Origin of the sequence: Chitinophaga sp. (assembly GCF_039596455.1) — a bacterium.
GTDB lineage: Bacteria > Bacteroidota > Bacteroidia > Chitinophagales > Chitinophagaceae > Chitinophaga.
On the sequence record NZ_JBCNJR010000005.1, the window covers coordinates 144,959 to 160,027 of the forward strand.

Below are 15,069 nucleotides of genomic sequence, written 5' to 3' on the forward strand. Positions count from 1 at the left end.
TTTTATTGGAACATTCGCAAGTTTACTCATTGATTATCATTATGTTAATGGAATTGAAATGCGATTTCATCTCTTTAATCGGGTAGTTTCGTTGATATACAGCTAGTTATGGGATATATCTAAAATAGTAGATACGCTTTGACTGTCTTTATTTGCGCGGTTTGCAGCCCTAGAATCCGGTTTCACCGGGTCCGGCACGGACGGTGAGGAGAAATAATTGTCAATTCTGCTAGTAAAATAACAGTAATAAGTCTGTAAATAGCTGAAAATCTGATTATTGTAATATTTTTAAAGCCTCTTTACATTCACACGCTTTGACCGAAAGTCAGCAAGTTATTGTCCGGATCGAGCATTGAAAATTCCTTCTGGCCCCATGGTTTAACCTCTAGACGTCCGTTCGGGTGTATGCTGGCGTTGCTATTCAAAAGCGCCTTGTACAAGCCGTCAATGTCATTAGTGCGGATATACACCTGCCCGTAGTTTTCCTTGGGATCGAGGCCTTTAAACTCAAAAAAATGGATCTGGACGTTGTCTTTTTCCACCATGAGGTAGCCCTCATAGTCAGCGTTTCCGAACTCCTTAAAACCTAGCTGAGTGAGGTAAAAGTCACGGGTTACTGACTTATTGCGCATGGGCAGTTTGGGATTAATTGCTGTGAGCATCGTTTTTTCTGCAATGTAAAAATAAAATGCTTTTCCTACGGATGACCTGCACACATAGCGCAGTGCTTCCCAGATATCCTCACAAAGACGCGGCTCTGGTTTAGACATGCCGAAAATTCAATACCATAAGAACCAGCGAGTTAAGCGGAATTCAAGTTTGTATAGTGGATTATAATTTACATTATGTTAAATAAAAAACAGGGGAAATATCCCCCGCTATTATGGTAATTCCACAATCCTCAAATTCCGGAAATGAATTTCAGCCCCCTCAGATTCCAGGCACAGGTACCCTTTCCTGACGGTTGACTGGCTGATGCCGTTCACGAATTTTCCATTCACAGATAGTTTGATGGTGCCGTCTACACATACCACTTCATAGGTATTCCATTCGCCTTTGCCTTTGCAGCGGTTTTCTACGGATTTGCTGCGTTCGCCCCGTGGATTGTCAGGAACCGTTTTCACGCCGCCCACGCCAAATAGCTCTCCATGCACGTAAGCAATCGGCGGTTTTTCCCCGTTGCGCAGGTTCAGGTTCACCCAGTCCAGCTCCAGCATCTGTACCTCCACGCCGCCTGGCAGCCGGCTGTTGGAATCCGGCCTGGCATCACTCCATACAAAAACGCCGGAGTTGCCCCCGGCCTCCATATGGCGCCATTCCACGTGGAGAATGAAATTCTGGTACTCCTTTTCAGACCGCATCACGCCAATGGGCTTGCCGGAGCAGATCAGCAGGTCTTTGTCTTTCCGCCAGGTATCCGGCGCGGTATTCACATTGATCCATTGTATGGGCGCGGCTTTCAGTTTGGCGCCGGCTTTCACCTGCTCTATATTGAGCTCGCTGCCAAACTCAATGGGCGTAGATTGGGCGTACGAAGCTTGTGCAAGCAATACCAGGGCTGCTTTCAGGATTAATTTCATGGTAATTTTTTAATTTTTAAATCACTTTGGTAACACCGGGAACGGCCACAGGCGGTACTTCCCAGGAAAGGTCCCAGTTGTAGGCATCTATTTTGGGGCCCAGCTCCTTATCGGAATTGAATGCCTGCTCCCAGGTAATGACCTGGCCGCTGTAGCCCACCATACGGCCCAATACGGCCAGCATGGTGCTGTTGGCCATCCACTCCCCGTCATTAATGGGCTTGCCGTTGCGGATGGAGGCAAATAACTCGTTGTGCTGCGTTTGGTACATGTTGTTCTTTTCCCCGGTGTATTTCCATTTGTTTTTACCGGTTATTTCCTGGCGGCTGCCAATGGTGACAATAGCGTTGCCGTCTGTTCCCATCACGTCTACGGTATTTCGGCCGGCGGTAGATTCCTGCTGCCGGCAGAAATGATAGCCTTTGGCGCCATCAGCATATTCAAATTCGATGGCAAAATGGTCGTATACATTGCCGTAAATGGGGTCTATGCGTGCCTGCCGGCCGCCGGTGCCGGTGGCTTTAACGGGCAGCCGGTCTCCCATGACCCATTGCATCATGTCTATGCTGTGCACGGCCTGTTCTACAATGAAGTCTCCCGACAGCCAGTTGTAATAATACCAGTTGCGCAGCTGGTAGGTCATGTCCGTCCAGCCGGGTTGCCGGGGTTTTGACCAGAGGCCGCCACCGTTCCTGAAGGTAGACACGCTCCTGATCTCGCCCACATCGCCCTGCAATACTTTACCGAATACAGCGCGGTTGGAAGCATCATACCGGAAACAGAAACCGGACACAATAGACAGGCTTTTTTCTTTGGCGGTTTTAACGGCTGCCAGCACCTTGCGTACGCCCGGAGCGTCTACGGCCACGGGTTTTTCGCAAAACACGTGTTTGCCGGCGTTGACGGCCGCGGTCAGATGGTCTGGCCTGAAATTGGGCGGTGTGGCCAGCAGTACTACGTCTACGCCGGAATCCAGCACACGTTGGTAGGCATCAAAGCCAATGAATTTGTGATTCTTGTCTACTTTTACCCGCTTGCTGTCAATGGTCTGCAGGGCGGTATAGGCTTCTTCCAGCCGGTCTTCAAACACATCTCCCAGGGCGGTGATCACCACGCCGGGGTCTGCCTGCAGGGCTTGTGCGGCAGCGCCGGTACCTCTTCCGCCACAGCCTATCAGCCCAACTTTCAATACCTGCGGCGCGCCAGACAGCAAGGTGGTGGCAAAGCCGCTCTGGTACGCCAAAGTGGTTCCCAACACTGCCAGGCCTGAGGTTTTCAGGAATGACCGGCGGTCTGTTGTTTCGGTGTTTTTGTTCATCAGTGTTGCATTTAATAGATTAATACCTGGCCGGTATTCTGGCAGCACGGAGGCACGGGCACGTAACCGGGAAAAATGAAAATTTCGCCCACAATACAGGTTAACCGGCAGCGGTGCTGCCTTGGGCATTTTTGTTGACAGGTAGCTAAAATAGTTTTTATTTTTTTAGCAAGCAATGGGCAAATTGTTTTTCCGCTCCGCTCCTTTTTATGGATTCCCTATTTTTGCAGGTACTATGAACCTGGAAAAATTTCACACATATTGCCTGTCTCTTCCCGGCACTACCGAAGGTTTCCCGTTTGATGAAAACACGCTGGTGTTCTATGTAAAAGGAAAAGTGTTTGCCCTCACAGATGTTACGCAATTTGAAAGCGTTAACCTGAAATGTGACCCCGATGAGGCGGTAGAACTGCGGGAACGTTACGAGGCTGTTCTGCCGGGCTATCACATGAACAAAAAACACTGGAACACGGTGCTGTTTGACGGCACTGTTCCAGACAGGCTGCTGCTGGAGTGGACAAAGAACTCCTATGACCTGGTGGTAAAAGGCTTACCTAAAAAAGTGAGGGATGAACTGGGGGCTTAAAGCTGATCATTGATAACGATGATGGTTTTGCCTTTGCTTTTCATTTCCCGGCTTTCAGCAATGGCGGCAGGGGCTTGCGCCAGGCTCACCCTACGGTCTACCGGTATCTTTATTTCCCCTTTGTCTATAGCTTGCCGCAAAGCATCCAGCGAGGCGGGTGTACCTTTGGTCTCAAAATTGCCGCCACGTAACTGCCGGGCCTGAAGCGCAGCTTTATCTGCTACAAACTGTGTGGTGAGCACGGCGCCGCCAGGTTTTACCAATGCTGTTTTTTCTGCAAAATCCGCAGCCTGGTCTACCAGGTCTACCAGGGCATCTACATTCCCCGGGTAGGCTTCATTCTCTTTATAATTTACCGTGCTCTCCGCTCCAAGAGCTTTCATTCTTTCCGCATCCGCTGCGCTTGATACGGAAGCCACCACGCGCAGGCCTCTTGCTTTGGCCAGCTGTATCACAAAGGAGCCCACGCCGCCTGTGGCGCCGATGAGCAGCAAGGTTTGCCCGGCGGAAAGGCCCAGTTTATCCAGCAATTGCAGCGCCGTCATGCCGGCTGTGGGCGCGGCGGCCGCATCCGTCAGCGAAAGCGTTTCCGGCGCCGCCGCTATGGCCGCTTTTTCAGGCACCACCACAAATTCCGCGTAAGAGCCCTCTCCTACGGGCGCATGCAGCATCTGGCCGTACACACGGTTTCCCTTTTTAAAGCGGGTAACGCCCGCCCCGGTGGCCTCAACCACGCCTGCGCCATCTACCCCCATGATGAGCGGAAATACATGCGGCATGTGGTCTTTAAGGATGCCGTCTACCATTTTCCAGTCAAACGGATTAAGACCGGCCGCGGCCAGCCGGATGAGGATTTGGCCTTCTTTTACCTGGGGCTCAGGGAGGTCCATCAGTTGGGGAATTGCCTTGAACGAGGTAACAGCTACTGCTTTCATGCACTCAATTTACATAAATAAAATGGTTGGATGCTGACAGAGCAACATCCAACCATTCAGATGAGTAAAACGCGGATTCCGTCTACCTGTTTTTACTAGGTTTTCTGCCGCCACCATGTGAGGCCTTGCCTCCCTTGCTGGCAATCATTCTTTGTTTTTCTTTATCCATAGCAGCAAATCCCCTGCGGCTGGGCGTTCTAACTTCCCGGCGTTCATGGGCGGCAGTATCGCCATCGGCTTCTTCTGCTTCCCTGCGTTTGCGGTTATCTGCTGCATCGAATTCGTTTTCATCATAGCCTTCCAACTGTTGGTTACGGTCATCATCAAATTCATCCATGTCATCGGCTTCACGGGTATGGCCTTGCGCCGTACTGCGATCGTCTCTCTGGCGATACTGTGGCGCCTCTCTTTCCGTTGTTTTAATTGGTGTGCCCATAATTTTAAGGATTTGATATGGTTAATTGAATAAGTTGCTGCTGAACAAAGGGTAATTACCATGCCAAGGCCGCTGAGCTTACTCTATAATTTTGCATCGTATATATAACCATTTGGGAATTATACTCGTAGCTGAACAGCCGTAGCGTGCAAAAAGATGCTGCGTAAACAACAGTGTGGAATTATATAGGCAGTATGGGGCAACAAAAAAGGCAAGGATTGCCCCTTGCCTTTTTTTATGTTGAACCTGCGTGGATTATTGCAGGCTCTCCAGTTTTTTCTTTGTAGCCTCCACTTTTTCAGGCTGGCTCTTGATGGCATAGATCTTCTGCAATGCATAGAGGCAGCTTTCGAAAGTGCGCTTGTCACTAGGCTCCAGTTTGCCCTGGGCAGAGAAACCGGCGTCTGCTTTCTCGAAGAAAGGCAGAGACTGGTCCATCAGGCCCTGAACTTTACCCTGCAGCTCTTTTGCTTTGGGGGAGCTTTGCTGTTTGCTGTCCATGCCGTTCAATTCCTTGTTGAACGCAACGGCGCGGTTGAAGTACAGCGCGCCCAGCTGGAAGTTGGCGGTAGCGTCATCTCCTTTCAGGGCCAGCGCTTTTTTATAGGCGGCTTCGGCTTTGTCCATCAGCTCGTCATAGTTGGCGGGCTTGGGCAGGTCGTTGCCTTTTTCATCGCGGGGATTGGCTACGTTATCCAGGCGGATAGCGTAGTCGAGCGCCAGCGGGAAATCGTTCGGATTTTCGTTCACTTTCTTTTCCATCATGGAGATCAGCTCATTCGTCTTTCCTGTTTTGGAATAATAGAGCATTTCCATATCGTTAAAGCGCTTGTCGTTAGGGAAGTAAGCTTTAGCGGTATCGATGGTGGCAATCCAGTTGGCATTGTCTCCGCGCTCTTCGTACTGCTGTGCCAGCACAACATACAGGGCGGGCTCGCCTTTGAACTTCAGCTTGGCGGCTTCCTTCAGGCTATTGAAGGCCTCATCCTTCTTGCCAGCCTGCTGGGCAGCGTAACCGGAATAGAAAACCATTGCTGTATCTGTAGGAATAGAGCCACCCAGGTTTTTGCCGTTGTAAAATTCGCGGATCTCGGACGCCTGTTTGAAATAGGCATAGGAAGAGTCCCATTTCTGCTCGTTGAGGTTGGCGTAGCCGGCGTTACCCACCGTTGCGTACACGTTGAACATGCGGTTGTTCATTTCCAGCAATGCTTCCGGCAGCTTGGGATTGATTTCCAGGGCTTTCTTGAAGGCATCATAAGCCACCAGCGCGTCTGCTGCGCTTTTGTTCTTGGTGGCCAGGGCTTCATAGATCTTTCCTTTTACATACCAGGTCCTGGCGTCGTCTTTGGTTTTTTCATTAGATAAGGCTGCCTCGATGTCCGCTTTGGCGGCATCCAGCTTGTCGCTCTTCAGATTGTCATCCGCACTGCTCACTTTTGCCTTTTGCGCCATTACGGCCATACTGGCGCCGCAAAAGAGAAGAGATACAAATAGTTTTTTCATGTGGCTCAAATTTTTGAAAAATTATCGTTAATTGTTTATGGTTCGAAAAGCTTATGCTTCCGTGTTTTCCTCATTTCCGTTCTCACCGGCGGCGGGAGCATCCCCGTTTTCGTTTTCAGCATTTTCTGCGCTGGCGTCCAGGTTCACTTCTGTGGCGGCCACTTCTTCTTCCTGCTCGTCCAGGCGGGCCACTGCGGCAATTTCGTCCGAATCGTCCATGCGGATGAGGCGAACGCCCTGTGTGGCGCGGCCGGCTTCGCGGATATCAGCCACGGCCATGCGGATGGTAATGCCAGATTTGCAGGTGATCATAAGGTCGTTAGACTCTGTAACGTCCAGAATGCCTATCAGGGACCCGGTTTTTTCAGTAATGCTAATGGTTTTTACCCCCTTTCCTCCCCTGTTGGTGATGCGGTATTCTTCAATGTCTGTCCGTTTGCCGAAGCCTTTTTCGGATACTACCAGCACCGTACGGGTTTTGTCTTCTTTATCAACACAAATCATACCAACCACTTCATCTTTCTCATTATCCACCTCAATTCCCCTCACACCAATGGCGCCACGGCCGGTGTCGCGCACGGTATTTTCAGGGAAACGGATGGCCCGGCCGCTGCGTACAGCCATCATGATCTGGCTGTTCCCGTTGGTGAGCCTGGCTTCCAGCAACTGGTCGCCTTCGTTGATGGTAATGGCGTTCACACCGTTGGCGCGGGGGCGGCTGAATTCTTCCAGCAGCGTTTTCTTGATAATGCCATTGCGGGTGCAAAGCACGATGTAATGATTTTTGATGAATTCTTCGTCTCCCAGGTCCTTGATGTCTATGATAGCCCTGATCTTGTCATCAGACGGCAGGGTGATCAGGTTCTGGATAGCGCGGCCCTTGCCGGACTTTTCGCCTTCCGGTATCTCGTACACCTTCATCCAGTACAGGCGACCTTTTTCTGTGAAAAACAGCATGGTATGGTGCGTGCTGGCCACAAACAGGTGTTCAATAAAGTCTTCGTCCCTTGTTTTGCCGCCTATGGCGCCGCGGCCGCCGCGTTTCTGCTGGCGGAAGTCGTACGCGGAGGTACGTTTGATATACCCCAGGTGAGAAATGGTGATCACCACGTCTTCTTCAGCAATGATATCTTCTATGCGCATTTCGGCGGCCAGGTACTGGATCTCCGTTTTACGCTCGTCACCGAATTTCTTTTTCACGTCCTGCAGCTCGTCTTTAATGATCTGCATACGCAAACCTTCGTCTGCGAGGATTTCTTTCAGGCGGGCAATGAGTTTCATGATGTCTTCGTATTCCTCACGGATCTTGTCGCGCTCCATGCCTGTTAACCGTTGCAGGCGCAGTTCCAGTATGGCTTTGGCCTGAATTTCGGAAAGCTCGAAGTTGGTCATCAGGCCTTCCCTTGCTATTTCAGGTGTGGCAGAGTTGCGGATGAGGGATATTACTTCGTCCAGATGGTCCAGCGCAATCAGGTAACCGGCCAGGATGTGGGCTTTCTTTTCTGCTTCCCGCAGCTCGTATTGCGTACGGCGTGTAACTACCTCGTGGCGGAACTCGATGAACTCGCCCAGCAGTTCCTTGAGGTTCATGACCCTGGGCCGCCCTTTCACCAGCACCACGTTGTTGATGCCGTAGGAAGTTTGCAGCTCGGAGTATTTGTACAGCTGGTTGATGATCACGTTGGGAATGGCTTCGCGCTTCAGATCTATTACCAGGCGCATGCCTTCGCGGTCAGACTCGTCCCGTACATCGGAAATGCCTTCTATCACTTTATCGTTCACCAGCTGGGCAATTTTCTGGTGCAGTATTGCCTTGTTCACCTGGTAAGGCAGTTCGTAAATAACGAGCTTTTCCTTGCCGGACTTGCTGGTTTCAGAAGTAATCTTGCCTCTTACCACTACCCTGCCGCGGCCGGTCTCGAAGCCCTGTTTCACGCCTTCAAAGCCGTAAATGATACCGCCTGTGGGGAAATCAGGGGCCTTTACATGTTTCACCAGCTCGTCTATGGTAATGTCTTTATTGTCTACCATGGCCACCAGCCCGTCTACCAGTTCTGACAGGTTGTGGGGCATGATGTTGGTGGCCATGCCCACGGCAATACCGGAGGCGCCGTTGGCCAGCAGGTTGGGAATGCGGGTAGGCAGTACTACCGGCTCTTCCAGCGTATCGTCAAAGTTGAGGGTGAAGTCAACCGTATCTTTATCGAGGTCTTCCAGCATGGCTTCGGCAATCTTCTGCAGCCGCACTTCCGTATAACGCATGGCGGCCGGCATGTCACCGTCTATGGAGCCGAAGTTACCCTGCCCGTCTATCAGCATGTAGCGCAAAGACCAGGGCTGCGCCATACGCACCATGGTGTCATATACGGAGGCGTCTCCATGGGGATGGTATTTACCCATTACGTCTCCCACCACACGGGCGGATTTTTTGTAGGGTTTGTTGTGGGTGTTTCCCAGTTCATTCATCCCGAACAGCACGCGCCGGTGTACCGGTTTGAAGCCGTCTCTTACGTCCGGCAGCGCACGGCCAACGATCACAGACATCGAATAATCGATGTAGGCCGTTTTCATCTGCTCCTCAATGTTGATCTGAACAATTCTACCTTCCTTTTGATTGTCCTGATTGTCCGTATTCTCTATCATTATGTTACTGGTTTACAGGTTTTTGAGTGCCTTTTAATAAAGAGCAAATATAACGTTTTCTGCCCGTATATAGCCGGTTTGGGGGTGGAATGTGAATAAATTGCGGATAGAGATTTGCCGCGCCGGCGCCAGGGGAATTTTGCGGCTTGAAGTCCTTGTTGTACATTCGCGTCATCTCCGGTAAATGTTCTATATATCTTAATTTAGATATATAACTGCCGAATACAAATTGGCAAGCTATTTGTTTATAACCCTATGAAAATCAAAGCGTAATTGTGGAGTAAATAATTCACCTGCAGGCCGGGCTTTACTGGCTTGCCTGAACATTCCGCGGGATTTTATTGTTTACTCCCTGTAGTTTTAACCATTTTCCAAAAAACATATGAAGAATATTCTGTTGTTTGGCGCCGGCAAATCTGCAACTTTCCTGATCGATTACTTACTGGCCAATGCTCCAAGGCAAAAGTGGCATATTACCGTGGCGGACAATGACCTGATGTTGATCAAATCCAAGATCGGCAAATCTTATTATGCCACACCGGCGGCCATTGACGTGAAAGACCAGGCCGTTCGCCAGCAGCTCATACAGGAAACAGACCTGGTGATCTCCCTGCTGCCCCCTGCGCTCCACATCATCATTGCGAAAGACTGCCTTCACTTCTCCAAAAACTTGCTGACGGCCTCTTACATAGACCCCGAGATACGGAAACTTCAGAAAGACATTCAGAAAGCGGGCTTGCTTTTTATGTACGAGATGGGGCTTGACCCCGGTATTGACCACATGTCTGCCATGAAGCTCATTCATTCCATCGAGAAAAAAGGCGGGCAGATCTCTTCCTTCAAATCTTATTGCGGCGGGCTGATCTCTCCGGAGAGCAATGACAACCCCTGGCAGTACAAAATATCCTGGAACGCCCGCAACATAGTGCTGGCCGGCAGTTCTGGCGCCACTTACAAGGAAAAGGGAAAAACCAAAGAAATAGAGTACGCGCAGCTGTTTGACCAGTCCAAAACCGTGCAGGTGCCGGGCCTGGGCAAACTGGCCTATTACCCCAACCGGGATTCTCTGAGCTATATAGACGTATACAACCTCGGCAATATTCCCACCTTCATGCGGGCCACCCTCCGCTACCCGGACTTCTGTGAGGGCTGGAACGCACTGGTGAAGCTGGGTTTGACAGACGACAGTAAAAAGCACCCTACGGATAATGTGACCTATTTCAAATGGGCGTCCCAGAACATCAAGGTAGACAAGCAGCTTAGCAATGAAGAGAACGTTGCGCAGTTCCTGGGCGTGAGCAGCAAGAGCAAGCTGGTACGGCAGCTGAAATACCTGGGCATTCTCAATGGAGAATTGATTAACTTAGGGGAACAGTCTAACGCAGTGGTGCTGCAGCATGTGCTGGAAGACCGGCTGAAAATGGAACCGGCGGATAAAGACATGATCGTGATGCTGCATGAAATAGAGTTTGAACGGAGAAACATGTCTACCCGCCTGCACAGTTACATGATAGTACAGGGAGAAGACAATCTCCGCACCGCCATGGCTAAAACAGTGGGCCTGCCGCTGGGCATCATGGCCAAACTGCTGCTTTCCGGCAGTTTGCAGCTAACGGGGCTGCAGGTACCGGTAATGCCGGAAGTTTACAACCCGGTATTGCGGGAGCTGGAAGAGTACGATATCCGTTTTGAAGAAAGTTTCGAGTAGCACGATATTTTTCCTGTGACAAACTCCATTTTGTAAATGAGATTGAATCATGTGGAATGAACGGGCCGCCTTTTAAAGAGGCGGCTTTTTTTATTGCGGCCCTTCTTTCAGCAACCGCAGCAGCTCTGCCACTCCTTCCGTAGCCGGCTTTTCAATGAGGTGAAAACCGTTTCCTTTTACGGCGGGGATCTTTTTGTCTATAATGTATTTGGGCACATCCGGGCGGAGGTAATCAATGAGGCCCGCGGCGGGGTATACGTTGAGCGAGGTGCCGATGAGCACGAACACGTCTGCCTGCACAATTTCCAGGATGGCGGGCTCTATCATGGTAACGGCTTCACCGAACCATACAACATGGGGACGGAACTGGCCGCCATCCGGCGCCAGGTCTCCCATCAGGATATCTCCGTTTACCGGGTACAGCTTTGTTTCGTCCAGCTCGCTGCGCATTTTCAGTATTTCACCATGCAGGTGCAGCACTTTGGTGGAGCCGGCGCGCTCGTGAAGGTCGTCTATGTTCTGGGTGATGATGCGTACATCGTAGATTTCTTCCAGCTGGGCCAGGCCGGTATGCGCGGCGTTGGGTTGCGCGCCGAGCACGTCTTTGCGGCGCAGGTTGTAAAAGTCTTGTACCAGCGCGGGGTTTTTCTCCCAGCCGGTGGGTGATGCCACTTCGTAAATATCGTATCCTTCCCAGAGGCCGTCACTGTCCCGGAAGGTGCGCAGCCCGCTTTCGGCGCTGATGCCTGCGCCCGTCAGCACAATCATCTTCTGTTTCATCCGTATATTTTTACATGCCAGCCATTTCCATGATCTTTTCGAACTCTTGCGGCTTTACGGTGCCTACGCTGAGGCGGCCCAGGCGGATGAGGTCCATATTGGCGAGACTTTTCTCGGCCTTCATCTGGACGAGCGTTACCGGCTTTTTGAGCTTTTTGACCGGGGCCAGGTCTACCGCCACCCAGGCTGGGTCTGGCGTGGTGGGGTCTTGATAGTGTTCTTTCACTACCTTGGCGATGCCAACAATTTCGAGGCCTTCGTTGCTGTGGTACCAGAGCACCTGGTCTCCCTTTTTCATGGCCTTGAGGTTGTTGCGGGCGGCGTAGTTGCGTACACCATCCCAGAAAGTTTTTTTGTCTTTTACAAATTGGTCCCAGGAGTATTTGAAAGGTTCTGATTTCACTAACCAGTATTGCATGGTCAAAAACTTTTAAAGGGTTCAGTATTGTTTACCAGCCGCTGGCCAGTACGTCGGCAATGTGCATGATCTTGATCTGCTGCCCGTGTTTGCGGATGTAGCCGTCCAGGTGCATGAGGCAGCTGAGGTCTGTGGAGATGAGGTAATCCGCCCCGCTGTCTGCCGCGTTGTGCACTTTCTGCTCTCCCATGCCCAGGGAAATGGGTTTGAACTTCACGGCAAAGGTACCGCCAAAACCGCAGCATACTTCACTGTCATTCATCTCGCGCAGTTCCAGCCCTTTCACATTGGCCAGCAGCTTGCGCGGGCCGTCTTTGATGCCGCATTCGCGCAGGGCGCCGCAGGCGTCGTGATAGGTGCCTACGCCTTCCAGCGTGGCGCCAACGTTGGTGACGTGCAGCACGTCTGTCAGAAATTCGGTGAACTCGTAGAGGTTTTTCCTGAGCAGCTTTACGTCGTTATGGGCGGCGGAGTTGTCAAACAGCTTGCCGTAGTAGTTTCTTACAAAACCGGTACAGGAGCCGCTGGGCGCCACAATATAATCGTAGGTATGAAAATCTTTCAGGAATTTGGTGGCTACAGAGCGGCATTCTTCCTGGTAGCCTGCGTTGAACGCGGGCTGGCCGCAGCAGGTCTGTTCCGTATTATAACTTACGTTGCAGCCCAGTTTTTCCAGCACCTTCACCATGTTGAAAGCGGTTTCGGGGAAAAGCTGGTCTACAAAGCAGGGTATAAAAAGCTGTACGTTCATTGAGTCGTTGTTTGGGTCCGTAAAAAATTAAAACTAAGGTACAACAGGGTTTCATACAATGCGGATTTTACCTGATCTTCCGCATATCTTAATTTTCTACTTTACGCTTTTTAATAACTGCCGCTGGAAGCTGATCATTTTGAGGGCCGTTAGCGCAGCCTCCTCCCCTTTGTGGCCGTGGGCGCCGCCCAGCCGGTCTGTAGCCTGCTCTGCGGTGTTGACGGTGAGCACGCCGAAAATAACCGGTACCGGCAGCTCCAGGTTTAATTGCAAAATGCCGTCTGTAACGGCATTGCAAACATAGTCGAAGTGCGGTGTTTCCCCGCGTATCACGCAACCGAAGGCAATGATGGCGGAGGGTTGCGCACCCGTGCCTTTGGTTTGCTCCCAGATCTGTTTGCAGGCAAAGGGCAGCTCAAAAGAACCGGGCACCCGCAGTTTGGTATGGCTTACCTTGTGCTCGTCCAGCACCCGCTCGCAGCCTGCTGCCAGCTCACTCACCACAAAGTCATTCCATTCCGTATAAACAATAACAACACTGGCACCCTCCATTTGAAGAATGCCAGCGTTGTTGAGTAAAGTCTGATTGTGTATAGACATTTCCCGAAATTATTTCACCACTCCCAGCCTGGCCAGGTATTTCTCCATTTCGCGGCCTTCATTGGTTTGTGGATATTTTTGCTTGATTTCCTGGTAAACCGCAATGGCTTCTTTGGGTTTGTTGGCTTTTTCCAGCGCCAGCCCTGCACGCAGCAGGTAAATGGGGGAAGTCAGCTCATTATCCCCGGCGCCTGCTTTCTTGTAGAAAGATACGGCGTCATCAGCTTTGTTAAGCTCCATGTAAGCGTCTCCGATCAGGCCATCGGCCAGTGACTGGATCACCAGGTCTTTGCTGGAGAAGGCTTTCAGCATATCAATACCTTTCTGGTAATCTCCCAGTTTCACATAGCATACGCCTGCGCTGTATTTGGCGAGGTTGCCGGCTTTGGTGCCGCCGAACTTCTCCGCTACCTGCAGAAACCCGTAGTTGTTGCCGTCCCCGTTGAGGGCCAGTTTGAAGGAGTCTACCGCAAAGTAGTTCTGTGCCTGGAAAATGGCTTCCTGCGCTTTCTTTTCATTGGGAGCTTTTACAAAACGGTTGTACCCGAAAAAGCCTGCAATGATCACGATAACGGCCAGCAGGCCAATATTGATAACGTTCTTGTTTCTGGCATAAAAGTCCTGCGCCCTGTCTGCCGTAGCCTGCAGGTCAAAGTCCTCGTTTTTGCCGGCTGTTACCGGCTGTTTGGTGTGTGGTTTGTTTTCTGCCATTGTTGTTGTGATGGTTAATGATTTTAAAGTGGTGACAGGGAGCCGTTTAGTCTACGATGAACGGATAATCCTGCTGGATGTACACATCTTTCAGCAGCTCGTCGTCTGAAGGCCAGGGGCTTTCTTCGGCGAATTTAACGGACTCTTCCACTTCAGCTTTCACGCGTTCGTTGATGGCTTCAATTTCCGCGTCGTTGATCCACTTGTTGTCAACCAGGGTTTTGAGCACCTGGGTGAGCGGGTCTCTTTCTTTATATTCTTCTACCTCTTCCTTGGTGCGGTATTTAGCCGGGTCGCTCATGGAGTGGCCGCGGTAGCGGTAGGTTTTGATCTCGAGCAAGGTGGGGCCGCCGCCTTCACGGGCGCGGGTGATGGCCCTTTCAATGCCTTCGTGCACGGCCTCGCAGCTCATGCCGTCTATAGAATCGCCGGGCATTTCATACGCGTCGGCCAGTTTATAGATGTCCAGTACGTTGGAAGTACGGGAAACGGAAGTGCCCATGGCGTAATGGTTGTTTTCGCAGATGAACACAACCGGCAGCTTCCAGAGCATGGCCATGTTGAAGGTTTCATGCAGCATACCCTGGCGGGCGGCGCCGTCTCCGAAGAAACACAGCACGGCGTTATCCGTACCCAGGTATTGCTCTGCAAAAGCCAGCCCTGCGCCGGTACCTATCTGTGCGCCCACAATACCGTGGCCGCCGAAGAAACCAAGTTCCTTGTTGAAAAAGTGCATGGAGCCGCCCTTTCCTTTGGAGCAGCCGGTTGCCTTACCATACAGCTCAGCCATACATTCTTTCGCGGAAATGCCTTTGGCAATGGCCAGCGCGTGATCACGATAAGCGGTAATGAATTTGTCACCGGGTTTGGTGGCGGTCATGGCGCCGGCGGCAATAGCCTCCTGGCCAATATAGAGGTGGCAGAAACCACGGATCTTTTGCATACCGTACAGTTGCCCCGCTTTTTCCTCAAAGCGGCGCAGTAACAGCATCAATTCGTACCAGTATAGATAAGTCTCTTTGGTGAATTTCGTCTTCACGTCTGTTAAAGTTTGCACTATTTTCAAATTTGTTCGCAAATATAACAGGAAAATCTGC

General features: G+C 51.1%; 15 protein-coding genes. 2 read left to right on the forward strand and 13 right to left on the reverse strand.

The window, feature by feature from the left end; translation table 11 throughout:
- Window positions 1-305: 305 nt before the first annotated feature.
- The 3 genes from ABDW36_RS16925 to ABDW36_RS16935 form a co-directional block, all read right to left on the reverse strand.
- Window positions 306-770 (reverse strand): VOC family protein, encoded by a 465-nt coding sequence (locus ABDW36_RS16925; protein WP_343703111.1) that lies wholly within the window; start codon window positions 768-770, stop codon window positions 306-308.
- Between the two features lie 111 nt (window positions 771-881).
- Window positions 882-1,580, reverse strand: coding sequence for a DUF1080 domain-containing protein (locus tag ABDW36_RS16930; RefSeq protein WP_343703112.1), 699 nt, complete (start codon window positions 1,578-1,580; stop codon window positions 882-884).
- 16 nt (window positions 1,581-1,596) lie between these two features.
- Window positions 1,597-2,898 (reverse strand): Gfo/Idh/MocA family oxidoreductase, encoded by a 1,302-nt coding sequence (locus ABDW36_RS16935; protein ID WP_343703113.1) that lies wholly within the window; start codon window positions 2,896-2,898, stop codon window positions 1,597-1,599.
- 235 nt (window positions 2,899-3,133) lie between these two features.
- On the opposite strand from ABDW36_RS16935, the gene ABDW36_RS16940 reads away from it, so the two are divergent.
- On the forward strand, window positions 3,134-3,484 hold the full coding sequence (locus ABDW36_RS16940; RefSeq protein ID WP_343703114.1) for an MmcQ/YjbR family DNA-binding protein: 351 nt from the start codon (window positions 3,134-3,136) through the stop codon (window positions 3,482-3,484).
- On the opposite strand, the gene ABDW36_RS16945 is transcribed toward ABDW36_RS16940, so the two are convergent.
- From ABDW36_RS16945 to gyrA, 4 genes are all read right to left on the reverse strand, one after another.
- A complete protein-coding gene (locus tag ABDW36_RS16945; protein WP_343703115.1) occupies window positions 3,481-4,419 on the reverse strand; it encodes an NADP-dependent oxidoreductase in 939 nt (312 codons plus the stop codon). The two genes, ABDW36_RS16940 and ABDW36_RS16945, sit on opposite strands and share 4 nt — an antisense overlap.
- A gap of 82 nt (window positions 4,420-4,501) precedes the next feature.
- Window positions 4,502-4,855 (reverse strand): KGG domain-containing protein, encoded by a 354-nt coding sequence (locus ABDW36_RS16950; RefSeq protein ID WP_343703116.1) that lies wholly within the window; start codon window positions 4,853-4,855, stop codon window positions 4,502-4,504.
- A 255-nt stretch (window positions 4,856-5,110) separates the two neighbouring features.
- On the reverse strand, window positions 5,111-6,361 hold the full coding sequence (locus tag ABDW36_RS16955) for a hypothetical protein (RefSeq protein WP_343703117.1): 1,251 nt from the start codon (window positions 6,359-6,361) through the stop codon (window positions 5,111-5,113).
- A gap of 51 nt (window positions 6,362-6,412) precedes the next feature.
- Window positions 6,413-9,004: a DNA gyrase subunit A gene (gene gyrA / locus ABDW36_RS16960; protein ID WP_343703118.1), complete on the reverse strand. Its 2,592-nt coding sequence runs from the start codon at window positions 9,002-9,004 to the stop codon at window positions 6,413-6,415.
- 382 nt (window positions 9,005-9,386) lie between these two features.
- On the opposite strand from gyrA, the gene ABDW36_RS16965 reads away from it, so the two are divergent.
- On the forward strand, window positions 9,387-10,712 hold the full coding sequence (locus ABDW36_RS16965) for a saccharopine dehydrogenase C-terminal domain-containing protein (RefSeq protein ID WP_343703119.1): 1,326 nt from the start codon (window positions 9,387-9,389) through the stop codon (window positions 10,710-10,712).
- 90 nt (window positions 10,713-10,802) lie between these two features.
- On the opposite strand, the gene ABDW36_RS16970 is transcribed toward ABDW36_RS16965, so the two are convergent.
- The 6 genes from ABDW36_RS16970 to pdhA all read right to left on the reverse strand — a co-directional run bounded on the left by ABDW36_RS16970 (window position 10,803) and on the right by pdhA (window position 15,011).
- Window positions 10,803-11,492, reverse strand: a complete 690-nt coding sequence (locus tag ABDW36_RS16970) for a Sir2 family NAD-dependent protein deacetylase (RefSeq protein WP_343703120.1) — start codon at window positions 11,490-11,492, stop codon at window positions 10,803-10,805.
- A 10-nt stretch (window positions 11,493-11,502) separates the two neighbouring features.
- Window positions 11,503-11,910 (reverse strand): EVE domain-containing protein, encoded by a 408-nt coding sequence (locus ABDW36_RS16975; RefSeq protein ID WP_343703121.1) that lies wholly within the window; start codon window positions 11,908-11,910, stop codon window positions 11,503-11,505.
- 31 nt (window positions 11,911-11,941) lie between these two features.
- Window positions 11,942-12,661 (reverse strand): (Fe-S)-binding protein, encoded by a 720-nt coding sequence (locus ABDW36_RS16980; protein ID WP_119080795.1) that lies wholly within the window; start codon window positions 12,659-12,661, stop codon window positions 11,942-11,944.
- Between the two features lie 96 nt (window positions 12,662-12,757).
- Entirely contained in the window at window positions 12,758-13,261 is a 504-nt protein-coding gene (gene ribH / locus ABDW36_RS16985) for a 6,7-dimethyl-8-ribityllumazine synthase (protein WP_119080796.1), read from the reverse strand.
- A gap of 9 nt (window positions 13,262-13,270) precedes the next feature.
- Complete coding sequence (locus ABDW36_RS16990; protein ID WP_343703122.1) at window positions 13,271-13,972, reverse strand: tetratricopeptide repeat protein; 702 nt, start codon at window positions 13,970-13,972, stop codon at window positions 13,271-13,273.
- 46 nt (window positions 13,973-14,018) lie between these two features.
- Window positions 14,019-15,011, reverse strand: coding sequence for a pyruvate dehydrogenase (acetyl-transferring) E1 component subunit alpha (pdhA, locus tag ABDW36_RS16995; protein ID WP_343703123.1), 993 nt, complete (start codon window positions 15,009-15,011; stop codon window positions 14,019-14,021).
- Between the last annotated feature and the right edge of the window lie 58 nt (window positions 15,012-15,069).

What these genes read in the sequence shown, in the direction of transcription:
- ABDW36_RS16925 (WP_343703111.1), bottom strand. Translation starts at nt 770, where the DNA reads ATGTCTAAACCAGAGCCGCGTCTTTGTGAGGATATCTGGGAAGCACTG.
- ABDW36_RS16930 (WP_343703112.1), bottom strand. Translation starts at nt 1,580, where the DNA reads ATGAAATTAATCCTGAAAGCAGCCCTGGTATTGCTTGCACAAGCTTCG.
- ABDW36_RS16935 (WP_343703113.1), bottom strand. Translation starts at nt 2,898, where the DNA reads ATGAACAAAAACACCGAAACAACAGACCGCCGGTCATTCCTGAAAACC.
- ABDW36_RS16940 (WP_343703114.1), top strand. Translation starts at nt 3,134, where the DNA reads ATGAACCTGGAAAAATTTCACACATATTGCCTGTCTCTTCCCGGCACT.
- ABDW36_RS16945 (WP_343703115.1), bottom strand. Translation starts at nt 4,419, where the DNA reads ATGAAAGCAGTAGCTGTTACCTCGTTCAAGGCAATTCCCCAACTGATG.
- ABDW36_RS16950 (WP_343703116.1), bottom strand. Translation starts at nt 4,855, where the DNA reads ATGGGCACACCAATTAAAACAACGGAAAGAGAGGCGCCACAGTATCGC.
- ABDW36_RS16955 (WP_343703117.1), bottom strand. Translation starts at nt 6,361, where the DNA reads ATGAAAAAACTATTTGTATCTCTTCTCTTTTGCGGCGCCAGTATGGCC.
- gyrA (WP_343703118.1), bottom strand. Translation starts at nt 9,004, where the DNA reads ATGATAGAGAATACGGACAATCAGGACAATCAAAAGGAAGGTAGAATT.
- ABDW36_RS16965 (WP_343703119.1), top strand. Translation starts at nt 9,387, where the DNA reads ATGAAGAATATTCTGTTGTTTGGCGCCGGCAAATCTGCAACTTTCCTG.
- ABDW36_RS16970 (WP_343703120.1), bottom strand. Translation starts at nt 11,492, where the DNA reads ATGAAACAGAAGATGATTGTGCTGACGGGCGCAGGCATCAGCGCCGAA.
- ABDW36_RS16975 (WP_343703121.1), bottom strand. Translation starts at nt 11,910, where the DNA reads ATGCAATACTGGTTAGTGAAATCAGAACCTTTCAAATACTCCTGGGAC.
- ABDW36_RS16980 (WP_119080795.1), bottom strand. Translation starts at nt 12,661, where the DNA reads ATGAACGTACAGCTTTTTATACCCTGCTTTGTAGACCAGCTTTTCCCC.
- ribH (WP_119080796.1), bottom strand. Translation starts at nt 13,261, where the DNA reads ATGTCTATACACAATCAGACTTTACTCAACAACGCTGGCATTCTTCAA.
- ABDW36_RS16990 (WP_343703122.1), bottom strand. Translation starts at nt 13,972, where the DNA reads ATGGCAGAAAACAAACCACACACCAAACAGCCGGTAACAGCCGGCAAA.